Here is a 19,384-nt window from a genome sequence, read left to right as displayed (position 1 = left end):
AGAAAGATTTCCAGAAGAAGATAATTATCACAAAACCTCTTGCCCAATTGGGCGAGAGGTTTTTAAAGGTTTTTAGAAGAAAATGGGATGCCAAATTCTTTCCATACACCAAAGCCTGTTTATCATGTAAAATGAGTGCAGGGGTGATTTGGGTGGATTTGAAAGCTGGTTTATGGCAAAAGCAGACGTTAAAATTGGCGATGACTCAGGAGTTGACCCAGGCAATCGCGCTCTTGCAATACTCAGCGCAGGAGCTTGCGGCATTTCTTGAAGCTAAATCAATGGAAAATCCCCTGATGCAAGTAGATTTTAAAAACATTTCTCATTTTGATGCCAGCATGGACCGGACGCGAAAAACAAGAAAAAAGGCTTTCGAACGGGACCAGAAGAATTTGATTGAGCAGATCGGCGCTGGGGCTGGTGAGACGCTCGAAGACTATCTGCTTTCACAATTAAACTTGTTAAAAGCTACTCAAGCGGAAAAATTAATTTTACAAGAATTGATTGAAAACATAGATGAAAACGGTTACTTAACTCTCGATCGAGAAAACTTTGTAAATAAATATAAAGTTGAATATGAAATTGTTGAATCCGCTTTTTTTAAACTTCAGTCGCTGGACCCGGCCGGAATCGGGGCAATTGACCTCAGGGAATGCCTGTTGCTTCAGTTGACAAGGCAGAAACGCACACCTGAAAACGAACTGGCAATAACAATTATCCGCGACCATTTCATGCTTTTTGCCGAGAAAAAGTGGAAAGCACTGGCGAAGATGCTAAATGTCGATGTGAAGGAAATTCAAAAAGTCCATGACGATATCCAGCAGCTTAACCCGAAACCAGGTGCAGCGTTCCAGCGTGAAAAACCTGCCTATATCGTTCCTGATGTGGTCGTCAAACGTGAGGGTAAAGAACTCTCGGTAAGTGTGTTCGATGCGCTGGTTCCAAAAATCTCTTTTAATGAAGGATATTTCCGGCAGTTATCAGGCCACAAGGATCCGGAAGTCAATAAATTCCTCCAGGAAAAGCAGGGGGACTATCAGTGGATCCAGCGCAGCCTTGTGCAAAGGAAGGAAACGCTCTTGAAAGTATCGATGAAAATCATCGAAAAACAACAGGATTTCTTTTTGATCGGCCCTGCGCACATGAATCCGATGACGATGAGGGAAGTTGCTGATGAGCTCGATATCCACGAATCGACAGTAAGCCGGACTGTCCGTGAAAAATATATGCAGACACCGGCTGGCACTTACGAATTGAAATCATTTTTTACAAGCGCAGTCCACACAACAGAGAACGACCAGGCTTCATCGCAAAAAGTAAAAGCAGCGATAGAGCATTATATAAAAGAAGAAAATAAAAAGAAGCCCATCTCAGATCAGAAACTAGTGGAAATGTTAGGGGAACAAGAAGGGATGGTCGTATCACGAAGAACCGTCGCAAAATACAGGAACCAGTTGGGCATTCCGTCATCTTCAAAGCGGAAGAGATTTGATTAGAAAATGGAAAACACTTCCGTTTTGCGAATAAACAGCGATTATTTGCGACTAAAAATATTTTTTGCGGATAAAGTACCTGGATTTGCAAACAAAAGTCACTTTTAGCGAATAAAGTAGTAACTTTTGCGAATAACCACCAAAGTGGGAGAAGGATACAAGGATAAGGAGACCAAAATGAAAAAAACAGTCAAACTCTATTCCCGCCCGCGCTGCCATTTGTGCGAAACAGCGCGCGAAATCCTGGTAGAACTTCAGCAAGATTGGAATTTTGCCATAGAAGAAATCAATATCGATCTTGATGACGAGCTTGTCGAGAAGTATGGAATCATGATTCCGGTCATCGAATTGGACGGTGAAGAGCTTCAATATGGCATCATTAACAAAAAGTTCATAAATGAAGCGTTTTCACGGAAAAACCTTGAGTTTATGAGTTGATTAAGGGTTTCATCCCTGTTACAATGAAATCTGTAGCAGGGGTGATTTTTTTACCGCGAGCGGGACATAATATGTCTTAGCGGGACATTTTAAGTCCAACTCTGGAGAAGGAGAATATCAACATGGACTTTTCGCTCATTGATATTCAAAAAAGAATATTGCCCGATTTATTGCAAGTTATGCAAAAGCGATACCTTATCCTGCAGTACATCAACGTGATGCAGCCAGTTGGCAGGAGAAACCTTTCGCTAAGCCTGAACTTAACTGAACGGGTTTTGCGTTCCGAGGTAGAGTTTTTGAAAGACCAGAATCTGATCTCGATGTCAGGTCAGGGAATGACACTGACTAAAGAGGGAAAAGATATACTGGAAAGTCTTGATAGTGTAATGCGAGACATTATGGGTATAGACATACTAGAACGCCAGCTTCAGAAGCGCATGGGGATCAGGAAAGTGATTGTTGTCCCTGGTGACAGCGATCAGTCGCCGTGGGTGAAAAGTGAGCTGGGACAAGCGACAGCACATAGTATGAAAAACCTTCTTAAAAGCAAAAATATAATTGCTGTGACCGGAGGATCGACTATGGCGGCTGTGGCGGAAATGTTGACACCCGACTTCGGTGAGAAGGATTTGCTGTTCGTGCCGGCAAGGGGCGGAATTGGCGAGGACGTCAAAAATCAGGCAAACACGATTTGCGCGATCATGGCGGACAACACGAATTCACGGCACCGGGTATTCTACGTACCCGATCAGGTTAGCACCGAGGTTTACAAGTCTTTCATTAAAGAACCGCTGATTTATGAGGTTTGGAATTTAGTTAAATCAGCTAGCATGGTTTTACATGGTATTGGAGACGCTATTATAATGGCGGAACGTCGCAATACCAGTCAGGAGGATTTACATAAGATCCTCGAAGGAAAAGCAGTTGGCGAGGCTTTCGGCTACTATTTCAACGAAGCCGGGGAAATTGTGCACAAAGTGCTGACGATCGGTCTCCAAATGGACGATCTCAAAAATGTAGGAGATGTCATTGCAGTTGCCGGCGGAGCGTCAAAGGCAAAGGCGATCAGAGCTATATGAAGCAGGCACCTTCCTCAACGATCCTGATCACGGATGAAGGCGCCGCTAAAACATTGTTACAAGGGTAACACCTTATATAAAAAACACATTTACAGGAATCAAAGGAGGAAATACACATGGCAGTAAAAGTTGGTATTAACGGATTTGGAAGAATTGGACGCGTAGTTTTCCGCGCGGCATTAAAGAACCCTAACGTGGAAGTAGTAGCAGTTAATGACTTGACTGATGCAAACATGCTTGCACACCTTTTGAAATACGATTCAGTTCACGGAACTCTTAACGAAGAAGTAACGGTTGACGGCGACTACTTAGTAGTTGGCGGACAAAAAGTGAAAGTTCTTGCTGAGCGTGATCCAGCTCAATTAGGATGGGGCGACCTTGGCGTAGAAGTAGTAGTAGAATCTACTGGCCGTTTCACTAAGCGTGCTGACGCTGCGAAACACATTGAAGCAGGTGCTAAAAAGGTTATCATCTCTGCACCAGCAACTGATGAAGATATCACCCTTGTACTTGGTGTTAACGAAGAAAAGTATGATAAAGATAATCACCAGGTTATTTCAATGGCGTCTTGTACAACAAACTGCTTAGCTCCATTCGCAAAGGTGCTTAACGAGAAATTCGGTCTTAAACGCGGTATGATGACAACAATCCATTCATACACAAATGACCAGCAGATTCTTGACCTTCCGCACAAAGACTACCGCCGCGCACGTGCTGCAGCAGAAAACATCATCCTACAACTACTGGGGCTGCAAAAGCTGTAGCATTAGTATTGCCTGAACTTAAAGGCAAATTAAATGGCGGAGCAATGCGTGTTCCAACTCCAAACGTTTCATTAGTAGACCTTGTCGCTGAACTTGACAAAGAAGTCACTGTAGAAGAGGTTAACAATGCACTTAAAGCAGCTTCTGAAGGCGAGCTTAAAGGCATCCTTGAATACAGCGAAGAGCCATTGGTATCTGGCGACTACAACGGAAACCCAGCTTCGTCTACAATCGATGCACTTTCAACTATGGTTATGGAAGGCAACATGGTAAAAGTAATCTCTTGGTATGACAACGAAAGTGGTTACTCTAACCGTGTTGTAGACCTTGTTGATTTCATTGCAAAAAAAAGGTCTATAAGCAAATATTGGATTAACCATCCATTTACGACTATAATGTAGGGGATGAAAAGGGGAGCGGGGTAAATTCCCTCTCCTTTTTTTCTGCTTAAACGCGCATAGGCGCTATTCTAAAGGAGGTCTCTAGCCTTGAACAAAAAGACAGTAAAAGATGTGGATGTAAGAGGAAAACGAGTTTTTTGCCGCGTTGATTTCAACGTGCCGATGAAGAACGGACAGGTATCGGATGAAACAAGAATCCGTGCAGCGCTGCCAACGATTCAGTACCTGGTTGACCAGGGCGCTAAAGTCCTTCTTGCAAGCCACCTTGGCCGTCCAAATGGGCAGGCTGTTGAAGAACTGCGTTTGACACCGGTAGCAAAGCGGTTGTCTGAGCTGCTTGGCAAGGATGTTAAGAAAACAGATGAAGCTTATGGTGATTCTGTAAAATCTGAAATCGACATCATGAACGAAGGCGATATCCTGCTTCTTGAGAATGTCCGCTTCTATCCTGGCGAAGAGAAGAACGATCCTGAACTGGCTAAGGCATTTGCTGAACTGGCTGATGTTTATGTAAATGACGCATTTGGAGCTGCTCACCGCGCTCATGCTTCAACCGAAGGCATTGCTAAGTATATTCCTGCTGTATCAGGCTTCCTGATGGAAAAAGAACTGGATATTCTAGGAAAAGCATTGTCAAATCCAGAGCGCCCGTTCACTGCAATCATCGGCGGGGCAAAAGTTAAAGATAAGATTGGCGTCATCGACAACCTTTTGGAAAAAGTAGATAACCTGCTCATCGGCGGCGGACTTGCTTATACATTTGTAAAAGCACAGGGCCACGAAATCGGGAAATCTCTTTTAGAAGAAGATAAAATTGAATTAGCTAAGAGCTTCATGGAAAAAGCAAAAGCGAAGGGTGTAAACCTCTACATGCCTGTAGACGCCATCGTTGCTGATGATTTTTCTGCTGATGCAAATACAAAGGTCGTAGCGATTGAGGAAATCCCTGCAGATTGGGAAGCTCTTGATATCGGTCCAAAAACAGCTGAAACTTATCGCGATGTGATTCAAAAGTCTAAATTGGTCATCTGGAATGGACCAATGGGCGTTTTTGAATTTGACAAGTTCGCTCAAGGAACAAAAGCTGTTGCACAAGCCTTAGCCGATGCTAATGATACATATTCAGTGATCGGCGGAGGAGACTCTGCAGCGGCTGTAGAAAAATTCGGCCTGGCTGAACAAATGAGCCACATCTCCACAGGCGGCGGTGCTTCCCTTGAATTCATGGAAGGCAAGCAGCTGCCAGGCGTAGTGGCATTGAACGATAAGTAAATTTAGTCTGAAAAAATTTTCAAGGCGGTGCCGGCAGCAGTGCAAGGGTGCGGATCCTGACACCTGCTGTTTATGCCGTTCTTTTAAGCCCAACATCCAGAGGGTACTTTTTTAATAAGCATTACAACGCTGTATGTAACAGCAATTTTGAAAGGAAGTGTCAGCATGCGAAAACCTATCATTGCAGGTAACTGGAAAATGCATAAAACGCTGCCTGAAGCAAAGGATTTTATCGAAAAAGTGAGCGGACTTGTTCCTTCAAAGGAAAAGGTTGAATCTGTTGTTTGTGCTCCAGCTTTGTTCCTTGGACAACTAGTCGATCTTACACAGAATTCAGACGTTGAAATCGGGGCACAAAACATGCACTTCGAGGAAAGCGGTGCTTTTACAGGCGAAGTCAGCCCTAAGGCATTGCAAGACATCGGTGCAAAATATGTCATCATCGGGCACTCTGAACGTCGTGAAATGTTCAATGAAACAGATGACACAGTTAATAAAAAGACTTTGTCTGCATTCAAATACAACCTGACTCCGATCGTTTGCTGCGGTGAAACACTTGAGCAGCGTGAAAATGGCGAAACTAACGAGTTTGTTGGCGGCCAAATCAGAGCAGGTCTAAATGGCTTGACAGACGATCAGGTTAAGCAAACTGTAATCGCTTATGAGCCAATCTGGGCTATTGGAACAGGTAAATCTTCAACAGCTGAAGATGCGAACGAAACTTGCGCGCACATCCGCAAGGTAATCGCAGAGCAATTTTCACCAGAAGTGGCTGAAGCAGTCCGCATTCAGTACGGCGGAAGCGTGAAGCCGGCTAACATCAAGGAATACATGTCACAGCCTGATATCGACGGCGCATTGGTCGGCGGGGCAAGCCTGGAGACAGATTCCTTCTTGCAGCTATTGGAGGCAGGTACCAATGAGTAAACAGTCACCAACAGCTTTGATCATTCTGGACGGCTTCGCGCTGCGTGGCGAACGGATGGGAAATGCCGTTGCCCAGCGAAAAAGCCGAATTTTGACCGCTACTGGAACCACTATCCGCACGCGCAGTTGATCGCAAGCGGGGAAGCGGTCGGCCTGCCAGAAGGCCAAATGGGTAACTCAGAGGTCGGACACCTGAACATCGGTGCTGGCCGCATCGTTTACCAAAGCTTGACACGAGTGAACATTTCAATTCGTGAAGGCGAATTTGAAAAAAATGAAACCTTCCTTGCTGCGATCAACCATGCAAAGAAAAAAGGCACCGCCCTTCACTTGATGGGCTTACTGTCCGACGGCGGTGTGCACAGCCACATTGAGCACATGTTTGCTTTATTGAAGCTTGCTGCCAGCGAAGGCCTGGAAAAGGTATATGTACATGGCTTCCTTGACGGACGCGATGTCGGACCGAAAACTGCGCCAGGTTATATTGAACAAACATTAGAAAAAATGAACGAAATCGGTGTCGGCGAATTTGCGACGATTTCGGGGCGATATTATTCTATGGACCGCGACAAGCGCTGGGAACGTGTGGAGAAATCCTACCGTTCGATGGTGTACGGCGATGGCCCTACGTACTCGAACCCTATGGAATTAATCGAAGATAACTATAATAACGGTATTTTTGATGAGTTCGTTATCCCATCTGTGCTTGTGCGCCCTGATGGATCACCGGTTGCGGCGGTCCAGAACGACGATGCTGTAATTTTCTACAACTTCCGTCCTGACCGCGCAATCCAGATTTCAAACACTTTTACAAATAAAGACTTCCGTTCTTTCGATCGTGGCGAAGCACATCCTGAGAATCTTCACTTTGTCTGCCTGACTCACTTCAGTGAGACGGTTGACGGTTATGTGGCGTTCGAGCCTTCAAACCTTGATAACACAGTCGGTGAAGTAATTTCTCAGGCTGGAATGACTCAGCTTCGTATTGCTGAAACAGAAAAATATCCGCACGTAACGTTCTTCATGAGCGGCGGACGTGAGCAGGAATTCCCAGGGGAAAAGCGGATATTGATCAACTCGCCTAAGGTTGCAACATATGACTTGCAGCCGGAAATGAGCGCTTATGAAGTGACAGATGCTTTGATCAAGGAAATTGAAGCAGATAACTTCGATGCGATACTGTTGAACTTTGCGAATCCTGATATGGTTGGACACTCCGGAATGCTTGAGCCAACAATCCAGGCTATTGAAACAGTTGACGAGTGCCTCGGACGAATCGTTGACCTGATTGTTTCAAAAGGCGGTACTGCGATCATCACTGCTGACCACGGAAATGCGGATGAGGTCGTGACACTTGAAGGAAATCCAATGACTGCCCACACGACAAACCCGGTGCCTGTCATTGTCACAAAAGAAGGCGCAGAGCTTCGTGAAGACGGAATCCTCGGCGATCTTGCCCCAACCATTCTGGAATTACTGGGACTGGATCAGCCAGCAGAAATGACAGGAACATCATTAATTAAAAAATAAGGAGAGATTGCCATGCCATTCATTACAGACGTATACGCACGTGAAGTTTTAGATTCACGCGGTAACCCAACAGTTGAGGTAGAAGTTTTTACAGAATCAGGCGCATTCGGACGTGCACTAGTTCCAAGTGGTGCTTCAACTGGTGAATATGAAGCAGTTGAACTTCGTGACGGCGACAAAGGCCGCTACCTTGGAAAAGGTGTTTTAAAAGCAGTTGAAAATGTGAACGAAATTATCGCCCCCTTCTTGGTTGGCGAAGAGTTCAACGTTCTTGACCAGAACGGGATCGACCAGGCACTAATCGAATTAGATGGTACTGAAAACAAAGGAAAGTTGGGCGCTAACGCAATCCTTGGCGTTTCCATGGCTGTTGCACACGCTGCTGCAGACTATCTTGACCTTCCTTTATACCAATACCTTGGAGGATTCAACTCCAAGCAGCTTCCAGTTCCAATGATGAACATCGTTAACGGCGGCGAGCACGCTGACAACAACGTAGACATCCAGGAATTCATGGTAATGCCTGTTGGCGCTGAAAACTTCCGTGAAGCACTTCGCATGGGCGCGGAAATCTTCCACAGCCTGAAGGCAGTTTTAAAAGAAAAAGGCTTGAACACAGCTGTAGGTGACGAAGGCGGATTCGCTCCAAATCTTGGATCAAACGAAGAAGCACTTCAAACAATCGTTACAGCTATCGAAAAAGCTGGCTACAAGCCAGGCGAGCAAATCATGCTTGCTATGGACGCAGCATCTTCTGAGTTCTATAACAAAGAAGACGGCAAGTACCACCTTTCAGGTGAAGGTGTAGTGAAGACGTCTGCAGAAATGGTAGACTGGTATGAAGAAATGGCTTCTAAATACCCAATCATCTCAATCGAAGACGGTTTGGATGAGAACGACTGGGAAGGCCACAAGCTATTGACTGAACGCCTTGGCGGAAAAGTCCAGCTTGTTGGTGACGACCTGTTCGTTACAAACACGAAGAAGCTTGCTCAAGGTATTGAGCAAGGCATTGGCAACTCAATCCTGATCAAAGTTAACCAAATTGGTACTTTGACTGAAACTTTCGATGCTATCGAAATGGCGAAGCGCGCAGGCTACACAGCTGTTATCTCTCACCGCTCTGGTGAAACAGAAGATTCAACAATCGCTGACATCGCTGTCGCAACAAACGCTGGCCAGATCAAGACTGGTGCACCATCACGTACAGACCGCGTAGCGAAGTACAACCAGCTTCTTCGCATCGAAGACCAGCTTGGCGAAACAGCTCGCTTCAACGGAATCAAGTCTTTCTATAACCTTAAGAAGTAATATAACGGAGCTGACATACACTCCGTAAAATAGGACGCCGGCGGCATGACGATGCTGCCGGTGTTTTTTTATGGATCAAGAGCAGGCAGGAAAAAAGATCGGTAGGATAGCAATGTTTAAAGTACAATTCGTGTAGGAAAGTCTTTCAAAATGTCTAAAAGAAGGAGTTTTATAGACATTTCGAGCGAGGACATCCATTCAAAAAGTCTAATAAAAGGGTTTAATGGACATTTCGAGCGAGGACATCTTTCAAAATGTCTAATAAAAGGGGTTTAATGGACATTTCGAAGGAGGAAATCATTCAAAATGTCTAATAAATGCGGTTTAATTGACATTTCGAGCAAGGAAATCATTCAAAATGTCTAATAAAAGTCGTTTAATAGACATTTCAGGTAAAGAAGCCTTTCCAAATGTCTAATAAACAAACACCTAATATTCGTACTGCTACTAAAATTAATTTAAGGAATTGGGCGAAATCTCTTAAGAAGTATTGTTTTTACCTCATTAAATCCTCAACAATTCAGACAAGTATTGTTTCATTTTTGAAAATGTGATAAATTTAAAGTACTGTTAGCAGTTTTATCGGGAGGTATGTCATGCATACATTGTTAGTTGTTCTTTTAGTGATCGTCAGCATTGCTCTTATTGGAGTTGTTCTTCTTCAATCAGGCAAGAGTGCTGGTCTGTCCGGTGCGATATCGGGCGGTGCTGAGCAGTTGTTCGGTAAGCAAAAGGCAAGAGGCCTTGACCTTGTCTTGCACCGTGTAACGATCGTGTTATCTGTTTTATTCTTCTTTTTGACTATTGCCGTTTCTTATTTCGAACTATAATACACACAATGACCCGGCTTCAATAGAGGCCGGGTTTTATTGTGTTTACATAAGCTAATCATCACATATTTCTGGTGAATATGGGTATTTACATATATAAAGGCTTTTAATTGAATGTTACAAGCATGTTTGTTAAAACTAAGTAAGATATCTGATAGAGGGAGTAGGAAAATGAGAAAGTTAGTGCCAAGACCTTTTACATTCAAAGCTGGAAAAAGAGCGGTGTTGCTGCTGCATGGATTCACCGGCAATTCTGCCGACGTCAGGATGATGGGCCGATTTTTAGAAGGAAAAGGATATACATGCCATGCGCCTGTTTTTAAAGGGCATGGTGTCCCGCCTGAAGAACTGATACATACTGGTCCTGAGGATTGGTGGCAGGATGCGCTTGCTGGCTACGAATTCCTTAAAAGTGAAGGCTATGAGGAAATTGCTGTAGCGGGTTTATCACTGGGCGGCATCCTTTCGCTGAAACTCGGATATACCAAGCCTCTCAAGGGGATTGTGCCAATGTGCGCACCAATGCATCTAAAGACGGAAGAGTTAATGTACCGCGGTGTCCTCGAGTATGCGCGCGAATATAAGAGGATGGAAGGCAAGCCTGAGGAGCAAATCGAGGCGGAAGTAAAGGAGCTCGAACAAAAATCGATGGCCACTCTGAAAGACCTCCAGGAACTCATCAAGGAAGTCCGAGGAAGCATCGACCTGATTTATACCCCGACATTTGTTGTCCAGGCGCGGAATGACGTCATCATTGACCCCGACAGTGCGAATATCATCCATGACAACATCGAGTCTGAACACAAAAAGTTGAAGTGGTATGAGGAATCAGGGCATGTCATCACTCTTGATAAAGAACGTGATCAGCTTCACGAAGACGTTTACGAGTTTCTCGAGTCATTAAATTGGAAAGAATAAAAACATATAAAAAAATTTATTGTGTTGTTTTTCACATCATGAACGACAAGATTATGAAATAACCCAATAAAGGAGGGATTTATTTATGGATGAGAATATTAAAGGCCATATAGACAGGCTATTGCATTATATGAAGGATGAAGCTTACAAACCTCTTACCGTTCAGGAACTGGAAAGTGCTTTTGGAATCCAGGATTCCTCGACATTCAAGGATTTTGTTAAAGCGCTAGTGGTCATGGAGGAAAAGGGGCTAGTCGTCAGGACTCGAAGTGATAGGTACGGACTCCCTGAAAAAATGAATCTCGTTCGCGGACGCTACAGTGCCCATGCCAAAGGCTTTGCTTTTGTCATCACTGAAGAGCAGGGAATGGACGACATCTTCATCCCGCCGAATGAAACGAGCAATGCGATGAACGGTGACACCGTCCTTGTGCGAGTCTCATCGGACAGCTCTGGCCAGCGCCGCGAAGGGACAGTTGTCCGCATTCTCGAAAGAGGTGTCTCGCAAATCGTAGGTACCTATACCGAAAGCAAGCATTTCGGTTTTGTGATTCCAGATGATAAAAAGTTCACAAGTGACATCTTTATTCCGAAAGAGGCAGGAATGGGTGCAGTCGAAGGGCATAAGGTCGTCGTAAAACTGACGAGCTATCCAGAGGGACGCAAAAGCGCTGAGGGTGAAGTTGCCGCAATCCTCGGCCATAAAAATGACCCTGGCGTCGATATCCTTTCCGTCATTCACAAGCACGGGCTGCCAATGGAGTTCCCGGATGAGGTACTTAAGCAGGCGAATGAAGCGCCTGACCAGATCAATGAGAGCGAGATTGAGAACCGCCGCGACCTGCGTGATGAAGTCATCGTCACAATTGATGGCGCCGATGCAAAAGACCTTGATGATGCAGTCCAGGTCACAAGGCTTGAAAACGGCAACTATAAACTTGGTGTCCATATCGCCGATGTTACGTACTATGTAACCGAGGATTCTCCGATTGACCGTGAAGCAGAAGACCGTGCAACGAGTGTTTATTTGGTTGACCGGGTCATCCCGATGATTCCGCACCGCTTATCGAACGGTATTTGCTCGCTGAATCCGAAGATCGATCGACTGACGCTGTCTTGTAATATGGAGATCACTCCAGATGGGCAAGTGGTAGACCATGAAATCTATCAGAGTGTCATCAAGACGACTGAGCGAATGACGTATTTCGATGTGAACAGGATTCTCGTTGATCAAGACGAAGAAGCGCGCTCACGTTATGAATCTCTTGTGCCAATGTTCGAGATGATGGAAGAGCTTGCTGCTATCCTTCGTAAAAAAAGGATGGAAAGAGGCGCGATCGATTTTGATTTTAAAGAATCGAAGGTACTGGTTGATGAAGAAGGCCACCCAACTGATGTCGTTTTGCGTGAGCGCTCCGTCGCTGAAAAGCTGATCGAAGAATTCATGCTGGTGGCGAACGAAACGGTCGCCGAGCACTTCCACTGGCTGGATGTGCCATTCATCTATCGTATTCACGAAGATCCGAAAGAGGATAAACTGAGAAAGTTCTTTGATTTCATTACAAACTTCGGATACCTTGTCAGAGGATCCGCAAACGGAGTGCACCCGAGAGCACTGCAGGAAATCATCGAGGAAGTCCAGGGCAAGCCTGAAGAGATGGTGGTCGGCACTGTCATGCTCCGTTCGATGCAGCAGGCGAAATACTATCCTGAAAGCCTCGGACACTTTGGTCTTTCAGCAGAGTTCTATACACACTTCACATCACCAATCCGCCGTTATCCTGACTTGATTGTCCATCGCTTGATCAGGACATACTTGATCGAGGGCAAGCTCGACCAGGCGACGAAGGAAAAATGGAATGCGATGCTGCCGGATATTGCCGAGCATTCATCCAATATGGAACGCCGCGCAGTTGAAGCCGAACGTGAAACAGATGAGCTTAAGAAAGCGGAATACATGGAAGACAAGGTTGGAACGGAATACGATGGCATCATCAGCTCTGTCACGAACTTTGGGATGTTCGTCGAGCTTCCTAACACAATCGAAGGCCTGGTACATGTCAGCTACATGACAGATGATTATTATCGCTATGATGAACGCCATCTGGCGATGATTGGCGAGCGAACAGGCAATGTCTTCCGAATCGGTGATGAAATTACTGTTCGGGTCATCAAGGTGAACAAGGATGAGCGCTCGATTGATTTTGAAATCGTTGGCATGAAGGGCACGCCTAGACGCGAGCGTCCGGCCCAGCCAAAGATCTTCAAGACTGGCAGCAGCGACAAAAAGCCGCGCCGCGGTAAAGAAGAAGAAGGCAAGCGAGGCGGCAGAGGTTCAGGCGGTGCAAGAGGATCAGGAGGAGGCAGAAATGGCTCCGGTTCCGGTTCAGGCTCTGGGTCAAAACCAAAGAACAAGAAGAAAAAGTTCTTTGAAAACGCCCCGGCCGCAAAACGCAAATCAAAAAAGAGAAAATAGGCAACTTAAAAAGAGAGCTCCTGCTGAAGGGGCTCTCTGTTGTCCTCGTGATACGAAGTACAAATTTCACTTTGAGAATTGTCTAGCTCCAGCACTTGCCGGGGCTGATCAAGGCGCTTGCGCTTTTCATTGTGGCAGCGTTCGTTATTTGCTAAAATGAGAGAAATAGAAGGGGGAAGGTTTTATGCCAAAAGGTGAGGGAAAGGTCGTCGCGCAGAATAAAAAAGCGAACCACGACTATTTTATAGAAGAAACATATGAAGCCGGAGTTGTCCTTCAGGGAACAGAGATTAAATCGATCCGTAACGGACGCGTCCAGCTAAAGGATTCATACGCGAAAGTTCATAATGGTGAGTTGTTCTTATATAATCTGCACATCAGCCCATATGAACAGGGGAACCGTTACAACCATGATCCGCTGCGCACGAGGAAACTGTTGCTACACAAACGTCAAATCGCCCAGCTGATCGGTGAAACGAAGGAAGCAGGATATGCGCTTGTGCCATTGAAGATTTATCTGAAGAACGGTTATGCGAAGGTTTTAATCGGCTTAGGTAAGGGTAAAAAGAACTATGACAAGCGTGAAACTCTGAAGAAGAAGGAAGCAGGCCGTGATATCGAGCGTGCATTCCGCGAACGCCAGAAAATGTAAGCTTGTCAGCTGAGGAAGAGAGTACCAGTTGAAAAAAGTACTCAGTGTGATATAATAATAACTGTCACCACGAGTGACACATAACTTAATGCTCGGCTTATCCGAGTTCTCCTAACGTCTGTATCACAGATACAGCAACCTTTTATATGGGGACGTTACGGATTCGACAGGGGTAGTTTGAGCTTAAGTGGCGAGTCGAGGGGATCGGCCTCGTAAAAACGTCAACGCCTATAACTGGCAAAGAAAACAACAACTTCGCTTTCGCAGCTTAATACTGCATAGCGGTTCGCCCCTCCATCGCCCATGTGGTAGGGTAGCGGACTCACTCTAAGTGGGCTACGCCGGATTCCACCGCCTGAGGATGAAGGAAGAGAACAACCAGGCTAGCTGACCAGCCGCCTGTCGGTAGGCAAAAGGATCAGCGAATCGCCAATATGCCGACTACACTCGTAGAAGCTTAAGTGCCAATATCTTTGGACGTGGGTTCGATTAGTAATTAGTCGCCTTGTGTGGCAACACGCAAGTGAAAATCCGGCTTTATCGGTGAAACCTAAGTCGCCAATAGCGATAGGGCAATGCCGAGTGGTATGTGGAGCAATCCAACAGCCATGTATCGACTTATAGGCTGCCAACCTGGCAGTACTAAGATGCGTGATCTATCCGGGAGTCCGGATAAAACTACATCTCGCATAATACGCCGGAGGACCTGCAGATGCAGGTTCAAGATATAGTCAGTGCCATGTCGAAAGCATGGAATAGCACGTCCCACCGTCTCCACCAAATACATATTTTGGTGGATTTTTATTTTTGTGATTTTACCCATAATTTTGCCGGAATGGCAATGATATGCTTCAATAAACTCTCGGCAAATATATGTTTCATATACTTCAATACTTCAAGAAGACTGTAGTGAATCTACGGTTTTTTTTTTTGCCTAAATTAGGTAGCCCCTATATATAAAAAAATTCTTTGTATGTAATTTCATGTAATGGTAAAAATATCCTTCAGAAGTATTTTACAATTCTAGAAGGTGTGAAATGGATACTATCTCATTAAAAACGGAAAACAATTTAGAGCCAGTTAGCCGTTTGTATAATTTAGAACCCATTGGAATAGGTACTCCTTATACAGAATGTTTGACAAGTTATGTTACACGTTTAGCAGAAGCTCATAATGTTACATTAGGTACACTAATTGGAAAAGAGATTACTCCTATTTTAAATAAGCATTACCTAAACAAAGTTGCTACTAGAGGAGGTGGTGGGTTATTTAAGTCGGCGTCAAGTATAAATGGAGTGAAATCTGCAGCAGTAGAAATGTTGAAATCACTTGAACAATTAACCTTAAGAAATGATTTAATATCTTTAACTTTAACAAAGTGGTCTGAGATCCTTCCAACTAGAGGCTTGTTAAGACCTAAGAAAGCATGGTGTCCACAATGTATCGACGAATGGAATCTTCATAAAAAGCCTATTTATGAACCGCTTATCTGGTTTATTAAAGAAGTGGAGATATGTAATATTCATGAAACAAGATTGCAGACATACTGTCCAAATTGCACAAAAGAAATACCAACTTTAAGCCGAAACAGTCGAGTTGGGTTTTGTTCACACTGCTCTCATTGGCTTGGGCAAAGTAAAGTAGATAATTCATCACAAGTTGAAACGTCTACTTGGAATTATTGGAAAGTAACTAACATTGGTCAACTTTTAGAATTAATGCCTTCGAATGAACTAATTCCCGGTAGGGAACGGTTGAAATTAGTACTAAATCAGGTATTGGAAGTAGTCTCGGTCAAGGAAATTTTAGAATTAAGCAATATTCCTAGGAGTAGTTTTAATAGTTGGATGGATGAAGATAAACTGCCTTCACTGCCTAACCTTTTGATTATTATTTATTGTTTAGGAATTAGTCAAAAACAATTTCTTACAGACGAGTTGAACACACTAAAATTTAATTTGCGTCCATTTCCATATAGTAAGGGATATTTAGTTCCTAACAGGTTTTCAGATAGATATATAAAAGAACAGCTTCTATTTTATGTAAATAATGTTGTTACTCCTCCTCCTTCAGTTAAGGAAATAGCCTCAATTATTGGATGTGATAGAAGGTTATTATATAAAAAAGCGCCGGAACTGTGCAAAATAGTTTCTAAAAAATATATAGATTTTATTCAAAATTGTTCATTGGATAGAATCGAGTTTGTAAAAAAACAGGTGGTTAACGCAGTAAATATTTTAAGTAATCAAGGTATTTATCCTAGTCGAAGAAAAGTAGAGAGTTATACGAAAATGCCCGGGGCAATTAAAGCAGAATCCATTCGTCAGGTGTGGAGGCAAGAAAAAGAAAAGTTAAATCAAGAAGGAAAAATATAAATGTTTATATTATCGATTAATAGGCTAATTATAATATTGTTTAAATATTCTGACCACTATCTTTGAAAGAAGTAAATTTTGCTTAGATAGGGAGATGTTTATGGTGATAAAAAATATTAAAGACTGGTGCAGTCAAAAAGGATTATCTGACCAAACGATTAAAGAAATAGATTTTATACGGAATTCTGAACCCGCAAGACGAGTAAGAAGTAAGTTGAAAAAACGTTTCAGGGTTTTATCCAAGTAAAAAAATGGGACTAACCATTCAGTTTGAGAGTAGAACTGTTGAACTGGCAGCCATCTATGAGAAGGAACATGATTTGACAGTTATTGAATATTATGATCAGCCTCCTTCATTTCCAATTAAATATCTAGTTAACGAAAAAAAACAAGGACATCTTTATACCCCTGATTTCTTTGTGATATCTGAAAATTGGATTGGTTGGGAGGAATGGAAAACTGAAGAGGAACTTTTAAAGCTATCTGAAAAAAACTCTAATAGATATTGTTTAAACGATAAAGGACAATGGATTTCACCGCCAGCTGAAGAGTATGCAAAAAATAGGGGGCTATCTTTTAGGATTAGACTATCTAAAGAAATTAATTGGACTTATCAAAGGAATATTCGTTTTCTGGAAGATTATTTGTTATGTATGGAACCTCATGTTTCTGAGGAATCAAAATTTGCATTAACAAATTTAGTTAAGTTTTTTCCAGGGATCACTATAAATGAAATATTAAATAGAAATGAAAAGTATGTTGCAGATGATTTATACACTTTAATAGCTGTTGATGAACTTTATATTGATCTATATGATAAACCGATTCCTGATTATGATTTGGTTAAGGTTTATATTGATGAGCAAACCGCACAGGCATATAAGAATATTTTAAAATGTGGAGTTTCTGAAAAAACTGTTCCCAATTTAATTAAATTAGAAGTAGGGAGAGACATCCAATGGGATGGTCGTGCCTGGGCCATCTTGAACATAGGAGAAAACAAGATTTCATTGTTAAATGATGAAAGTAAGGTTATTGATATACCAGAGAAAACTTTTAAGGAATTTGTAGTAGACGGGAAAATAAAAGGGCTTGATGACAAAGAAGATGGAATAAATAAAAAAGCGTTAGACCTTTTAAAAAATGCAGATAAAGAGGAATTAGCCAAAGCTAATTATAAGTATGGAGTAATTTGTCAAATTTTTAACGGTGTACCTATGAATTCGATTCCCATATCCGATCGGACTTTAAGGTACTGGGTAAAAAAGTTCAAAGAGGCAGAGAAATTATATGGCTATGGATTTATAGGTTTAATAACAAATAATCACAAAAGAGGCAATAGAACTCAAAGGATTAATGATAAAACAATAGAACTAATGAAAGAGTATATTGAAAAGGAATATAAAACAATTACTCAAAAAACGATAACAACTGTCCATAAAATGTTCGTTGATGCCTGTGACCAAAAAGGTTACCCTTCTACAAGTTTGAAAACTTTTTGTAAGTATGTCAATAAACAAACGGAATATGAAAAAGCAAAGAATAGGCAAGGAAGAAAAGCTGCTTATAATCATGAACCATTTCATTGGTATTTAGAACATACCACTCCACGTCATGGAGATCGACCGTTCGAAATCGCACATCTTGATCACACTAAATTAGATATTGAATTGGTTTGTTCAACAACAGGAAAGTTATTAGGGCATCCTTGGGCAACGTTTATGGTTGATGCATATTCTAGGCGTATCTTGTCAGCTACCTTACATACGATGAACCAAGCTATAGGTCCAATATGATGGTCTTAAAAGAATGTGTTAAACGTCACGGTCGCCTTCCAAAGGTTTTAGTAGTAGATGGAGGGAAGGATTTTCAAAGTACTTATTTTGAAACTTTTTTAGCTTGTTATGCAATTCAAAAACAAGTAAGGCCCCCATCAAAACCTCGATTTGGTTCTGTTTGTGAACGTCTTTTTGGGACCACAAATAAAAAGTTTATTCATAATTTGGTCGGGAATACACAGTTGATGACTAACGTACGCCAAGTGTCAAAAGAAATTTCACCTAGGAAACATGCAGTTTGGACACTACCCTTATTTTCAGAGTATCTATTTAAATGGCTTTATGAAATTTATGACACCTTGGAACACTCTACTTTGGGACAAAGCCCAAGAGAGGTTTTTTAAAATGGAATAGCAAAAACCGGTAAGCGTAATTTTACTTTAATTGGGGATGATGAGTTATTTCGGATGCTTACTTTGCCGACAACTAAGAAGGGGAGTGCAAAGGTCCAACCTGGGCGTGGAGTTAAAATTAACCATTTCTATTACTGGTCAAATTCACTATACGATCCAGATGTAGAAGGTAAACAAGTGGAAGTTAGATATGATCCATTTAATATGGGAGTAGCATATGCTTATGTAAAAAAGCGATGGATCCAGCTGCGTTCAGAATATCAAACGGATCTCAGTAATCGTACTGAAAAAGAAATCCAAATTTCCTTTGAGGAGTTACGTCAAAGAAAAAAAGTTCAGGGGCAAAAAGCATCCGTTAGCGTTAAGCAGTTAGTGGATTTTTTGCGTTCAGCACAAGATGTTGAAAGGCTACAGATGCAAAGATTAAGGGATAAGGAAGTGAAGGTAGCTTTAACGGTTTTAGAGGGTGGAAAAAGCAATAAAATGGAGAAGCAAGTGAAATCTTTACCAAAAGGGAACAAGGAAAAACTACAATCTGAAGCTACATCAAAAGAAGAAAATAAATTTAATCGAAATCGCAGAATAGTATACGGGGAGTTTTAATATGACTATGGAACAGGGATTTCCTAAAGAATTATTGGAAAGGCCGACTGAGGAAAGAATATCTTATTTTCAGGCATTTATCACCAGTCATCCTCTTATCCGTAAAACATATGAGGATGTATGG

General features: G+C 42.7%; 13 protein-coding genes, 1 other RNA gene and 3 pseudogenes. All 17 read left to right on the top strand.

Going from position 1 to position 19,384, the window contains the following annotated elements:
* Nucleotides 1-152 precede the first annotated feature (152 nt).
* The 17 genes and pseudogenes from rpoN (at nucleotide 153) to JCM21738_RS22640 (ending at nucleotide 19,260) form a co-directional block, all read left to right on the top strand.
* Nucleotides 153-1,496: an RNA polymerase factor sigma-54 gene (rpoN, locus tag JCM21738_RS16700; protein WP_031307724.1), complete on the top strand. Its 1,344-nt coding sequence runs from the start codon at nucleotides 153-155 to the stop codon at nucleotides 1,494-1,496.
* Nucleotides 1,497-1,670: 174 nt separating this feature from the next.
* Nucleotides 1,671-1,931 (top strand): glutaredoxin family protein, encoded by a 261-nt coding sequence (locus tag JCM21738_RS16695; RefSeq protein ID WP_023613935.1) that lies wholly within the window; start codon nucleotides 1,671-1,673, stop codon nucleotides 1,929-1,931.
* Nucleotides 1,932-2,053: 122 nt separating this feature from the next.
* A pseudogene (locus JCM21738_RS16690) lies at nucleotides 2,054-3,136 on the top strand (sugar-binding transcriptional regulator).
* A pseudogene (gene gap, locus JCM21738_RS16685) lies at nucleotides 3,127-4,175 on the top strand (type I glyceraldehyde-3-phosphate dehydrogenase). The pseudogenes JCM21738_RS16690 and gap overlap by 10 nt, the downstream one beginning before the upstream one ends.
* 87 nt (nucleotides 4,176-4,262) lie before the next feature.
* Entirely contained in the window at nucleotides 4,263-5,447 is a 1,185-nt protein-coding gene (locus tag JCM21738_RS16680; protein ID WP_023613938.1) for a phosphoglycerate kinase, read from the top strand.
* A gap of 165 nt (nucleotides 5,448-5,612) precedes the next feature.
* The gene (tpiA, locus tag JCM21738_RS16675; RefSeq protein WP_023613939.1) at nucleotides 5,613-6,374 is read left to right on the top strand and encodes a triose-phosphate isomerase; all 762 of its coding nucleotides are present in this window, start codon (nucleotides 5,613-5,615) and stop codon (nucleotides 6,372-6,374) included.
* Nucleotides 6,367-7,904, top strand: a pseudogene (gene gpmI / locus JCM21738_RS16670) (2,3-bisphosphoglycerate-independent phosphoglycerate mutase). The gene tpiA and the pseudogene gpmI overlap by 8 nt, the downstream one beginning before the upstream one ends.
* A 12-nt stretch (nucleotides 7,905-7,916) precedes the next feature.
* Nucleotides 7,917-9,215 (top strand): phosphopyruvate hydratase, encoded by a 1,299-nt coding sequence (eno, locus tag JCM21738_RS16665; protein WP_023613941.1) that lies wholly within the window; start codon nucleotides 7,917-7,919, stop codon nucleotides 9,213-9,215.
* Nucleotides 9,216-9,811: 596 nt separating this feature from the next.
* Nucleotides 9,812-10,045 carry a preprotein translocase subunit SecG gene (secG, locus tag JCM21738_RS16660; RefSeq protein WP_023613942.1) on the top strand — a complete coding sequence of 78 codons (234 nt, stop codon included), beginning with the start codon at nucleotides 9,812-9,814 and terminating at the stop codon, nucleotides 10,043-10,045.
* Between the two features lie 171 nt (nucleotides 10,046-10,216).
* Nucleotides 10,217-10,963, top strand: a complete 747-nt coding sequence (locus JCM21738_RS16655) for an alpha/beta hydrolase (RefSeq protein WP_023613943.1) — start codon at nucleotides 10,217-10,219, stop codon at nucleotides 10,961-10,963.
* Between the two features lie 85 nt (nucleotides 10,964-11,048).
* The gene (rnr, locus tag JCM21738_RS16650) at nucleotides 11,049-13,439 is read left to right on the top strand and encodes a ribonuclease R (RefSeq protein ID WP_023613944.1); all 2,391 of its coding nucleotides are present in this window, start codon (nucleotides 11,049-11,051) and stop codon (nucleotides 13,437-13,439) included.
* 184 nt (nucleotides 13,440-13,623) lie between these two features.
* Nucleotides 13,624-14,091 carry an SsrA-binding protein SmpB gene (gene smpB / locus JCM21738_RS16645; protein ID WP_023613945.1) on the top strand — a complete coding sequence of 156 codons (468 nt, stop codon included), beginning with the start codon at nucleotides 13,624-13,626 and terminating at the stop codon, nucleotides 14,089-14,091.
* Between the two features lie 156 nt (nucleotides 14,092-14,247).
* Nucleotides 14,248-14,583: a transfer-messenger RNA gene (gene ssrA / locus JCM21738_RS23495) on the top strand.
* A 545-nt stretch (nucleotides 14,584-15,128) separates the two neighbouring features.
* The gene (locus JCM21738_RS16640) at nucleotides 15,129-16,466 is read left to right on the top strand and encodes a TniQ family protein (protein WP_023613946.1); all 1,338 of its coding nucleotides are present in this window, start codon (nucleotides 15,129-15,131) and stop codon (nucleotides 16,464-16,466) included.
* A gap of 320 nt (nucleotides 16,467-16,786) precedes the next feature.
* Complete coding sequence (locus JCM21738_RS22650; protein WP_159101436.1) at nucleotides 16,787-18,262, top strand: TnsA endonuclease N-terminal domain-containing protein; 1,476 nt, start codon at nucleotides 16,787-16,789, stop codon at nucleotides 18,260-18,262.
* On the top strand, nucleotides 18,259-18,648 hold the full coding sequence (locus tag JCM21738_RS22645) for a TnsB C-terminal domain-containing protein (protein WP_081742150.1): 390 nt from the start codon (nucleotides 18,259-18,261) through the stop codon (nucleotides 18,646-18,648). Before JCM21738_RS22650 ends, JCM21738_RS22645 begins: the two co-directional genes overlap by 4 nt.
* 72 nt (nucleotides 18,649-18,720) lie before the next feature.
* A complete protein-coding gene (locus tag JCM21738_RS22640) occupies nucleotides 18,721-19,260 on the top strand; it encodes a Mu transposase C-terminal domain-containing protein (RefSeq protein WP_159101435.1) in 540 nt (179 codons plus the stop codon).
* Nucleotides 19,261-19,384 lie beyond the last annotated feature (124 nt).

It is taken from the genome of Mesobacillus boroniphilus JCM 21738, from assembly GCF_000517385.1.
In the GTDB taxonomy this organism is placed as follows: domain Bacteria; phylum Bacillota; class Bacilli; order Bacillales; family Cytobacillaceae; genus Mesobacillus; species Mesobacillus boroniphilus.
The sequence above is the reverse complement of the archived record's forward strand: the minus strand, read 5'-3'. Positions and strand labels throughout refer to the sequence as shown.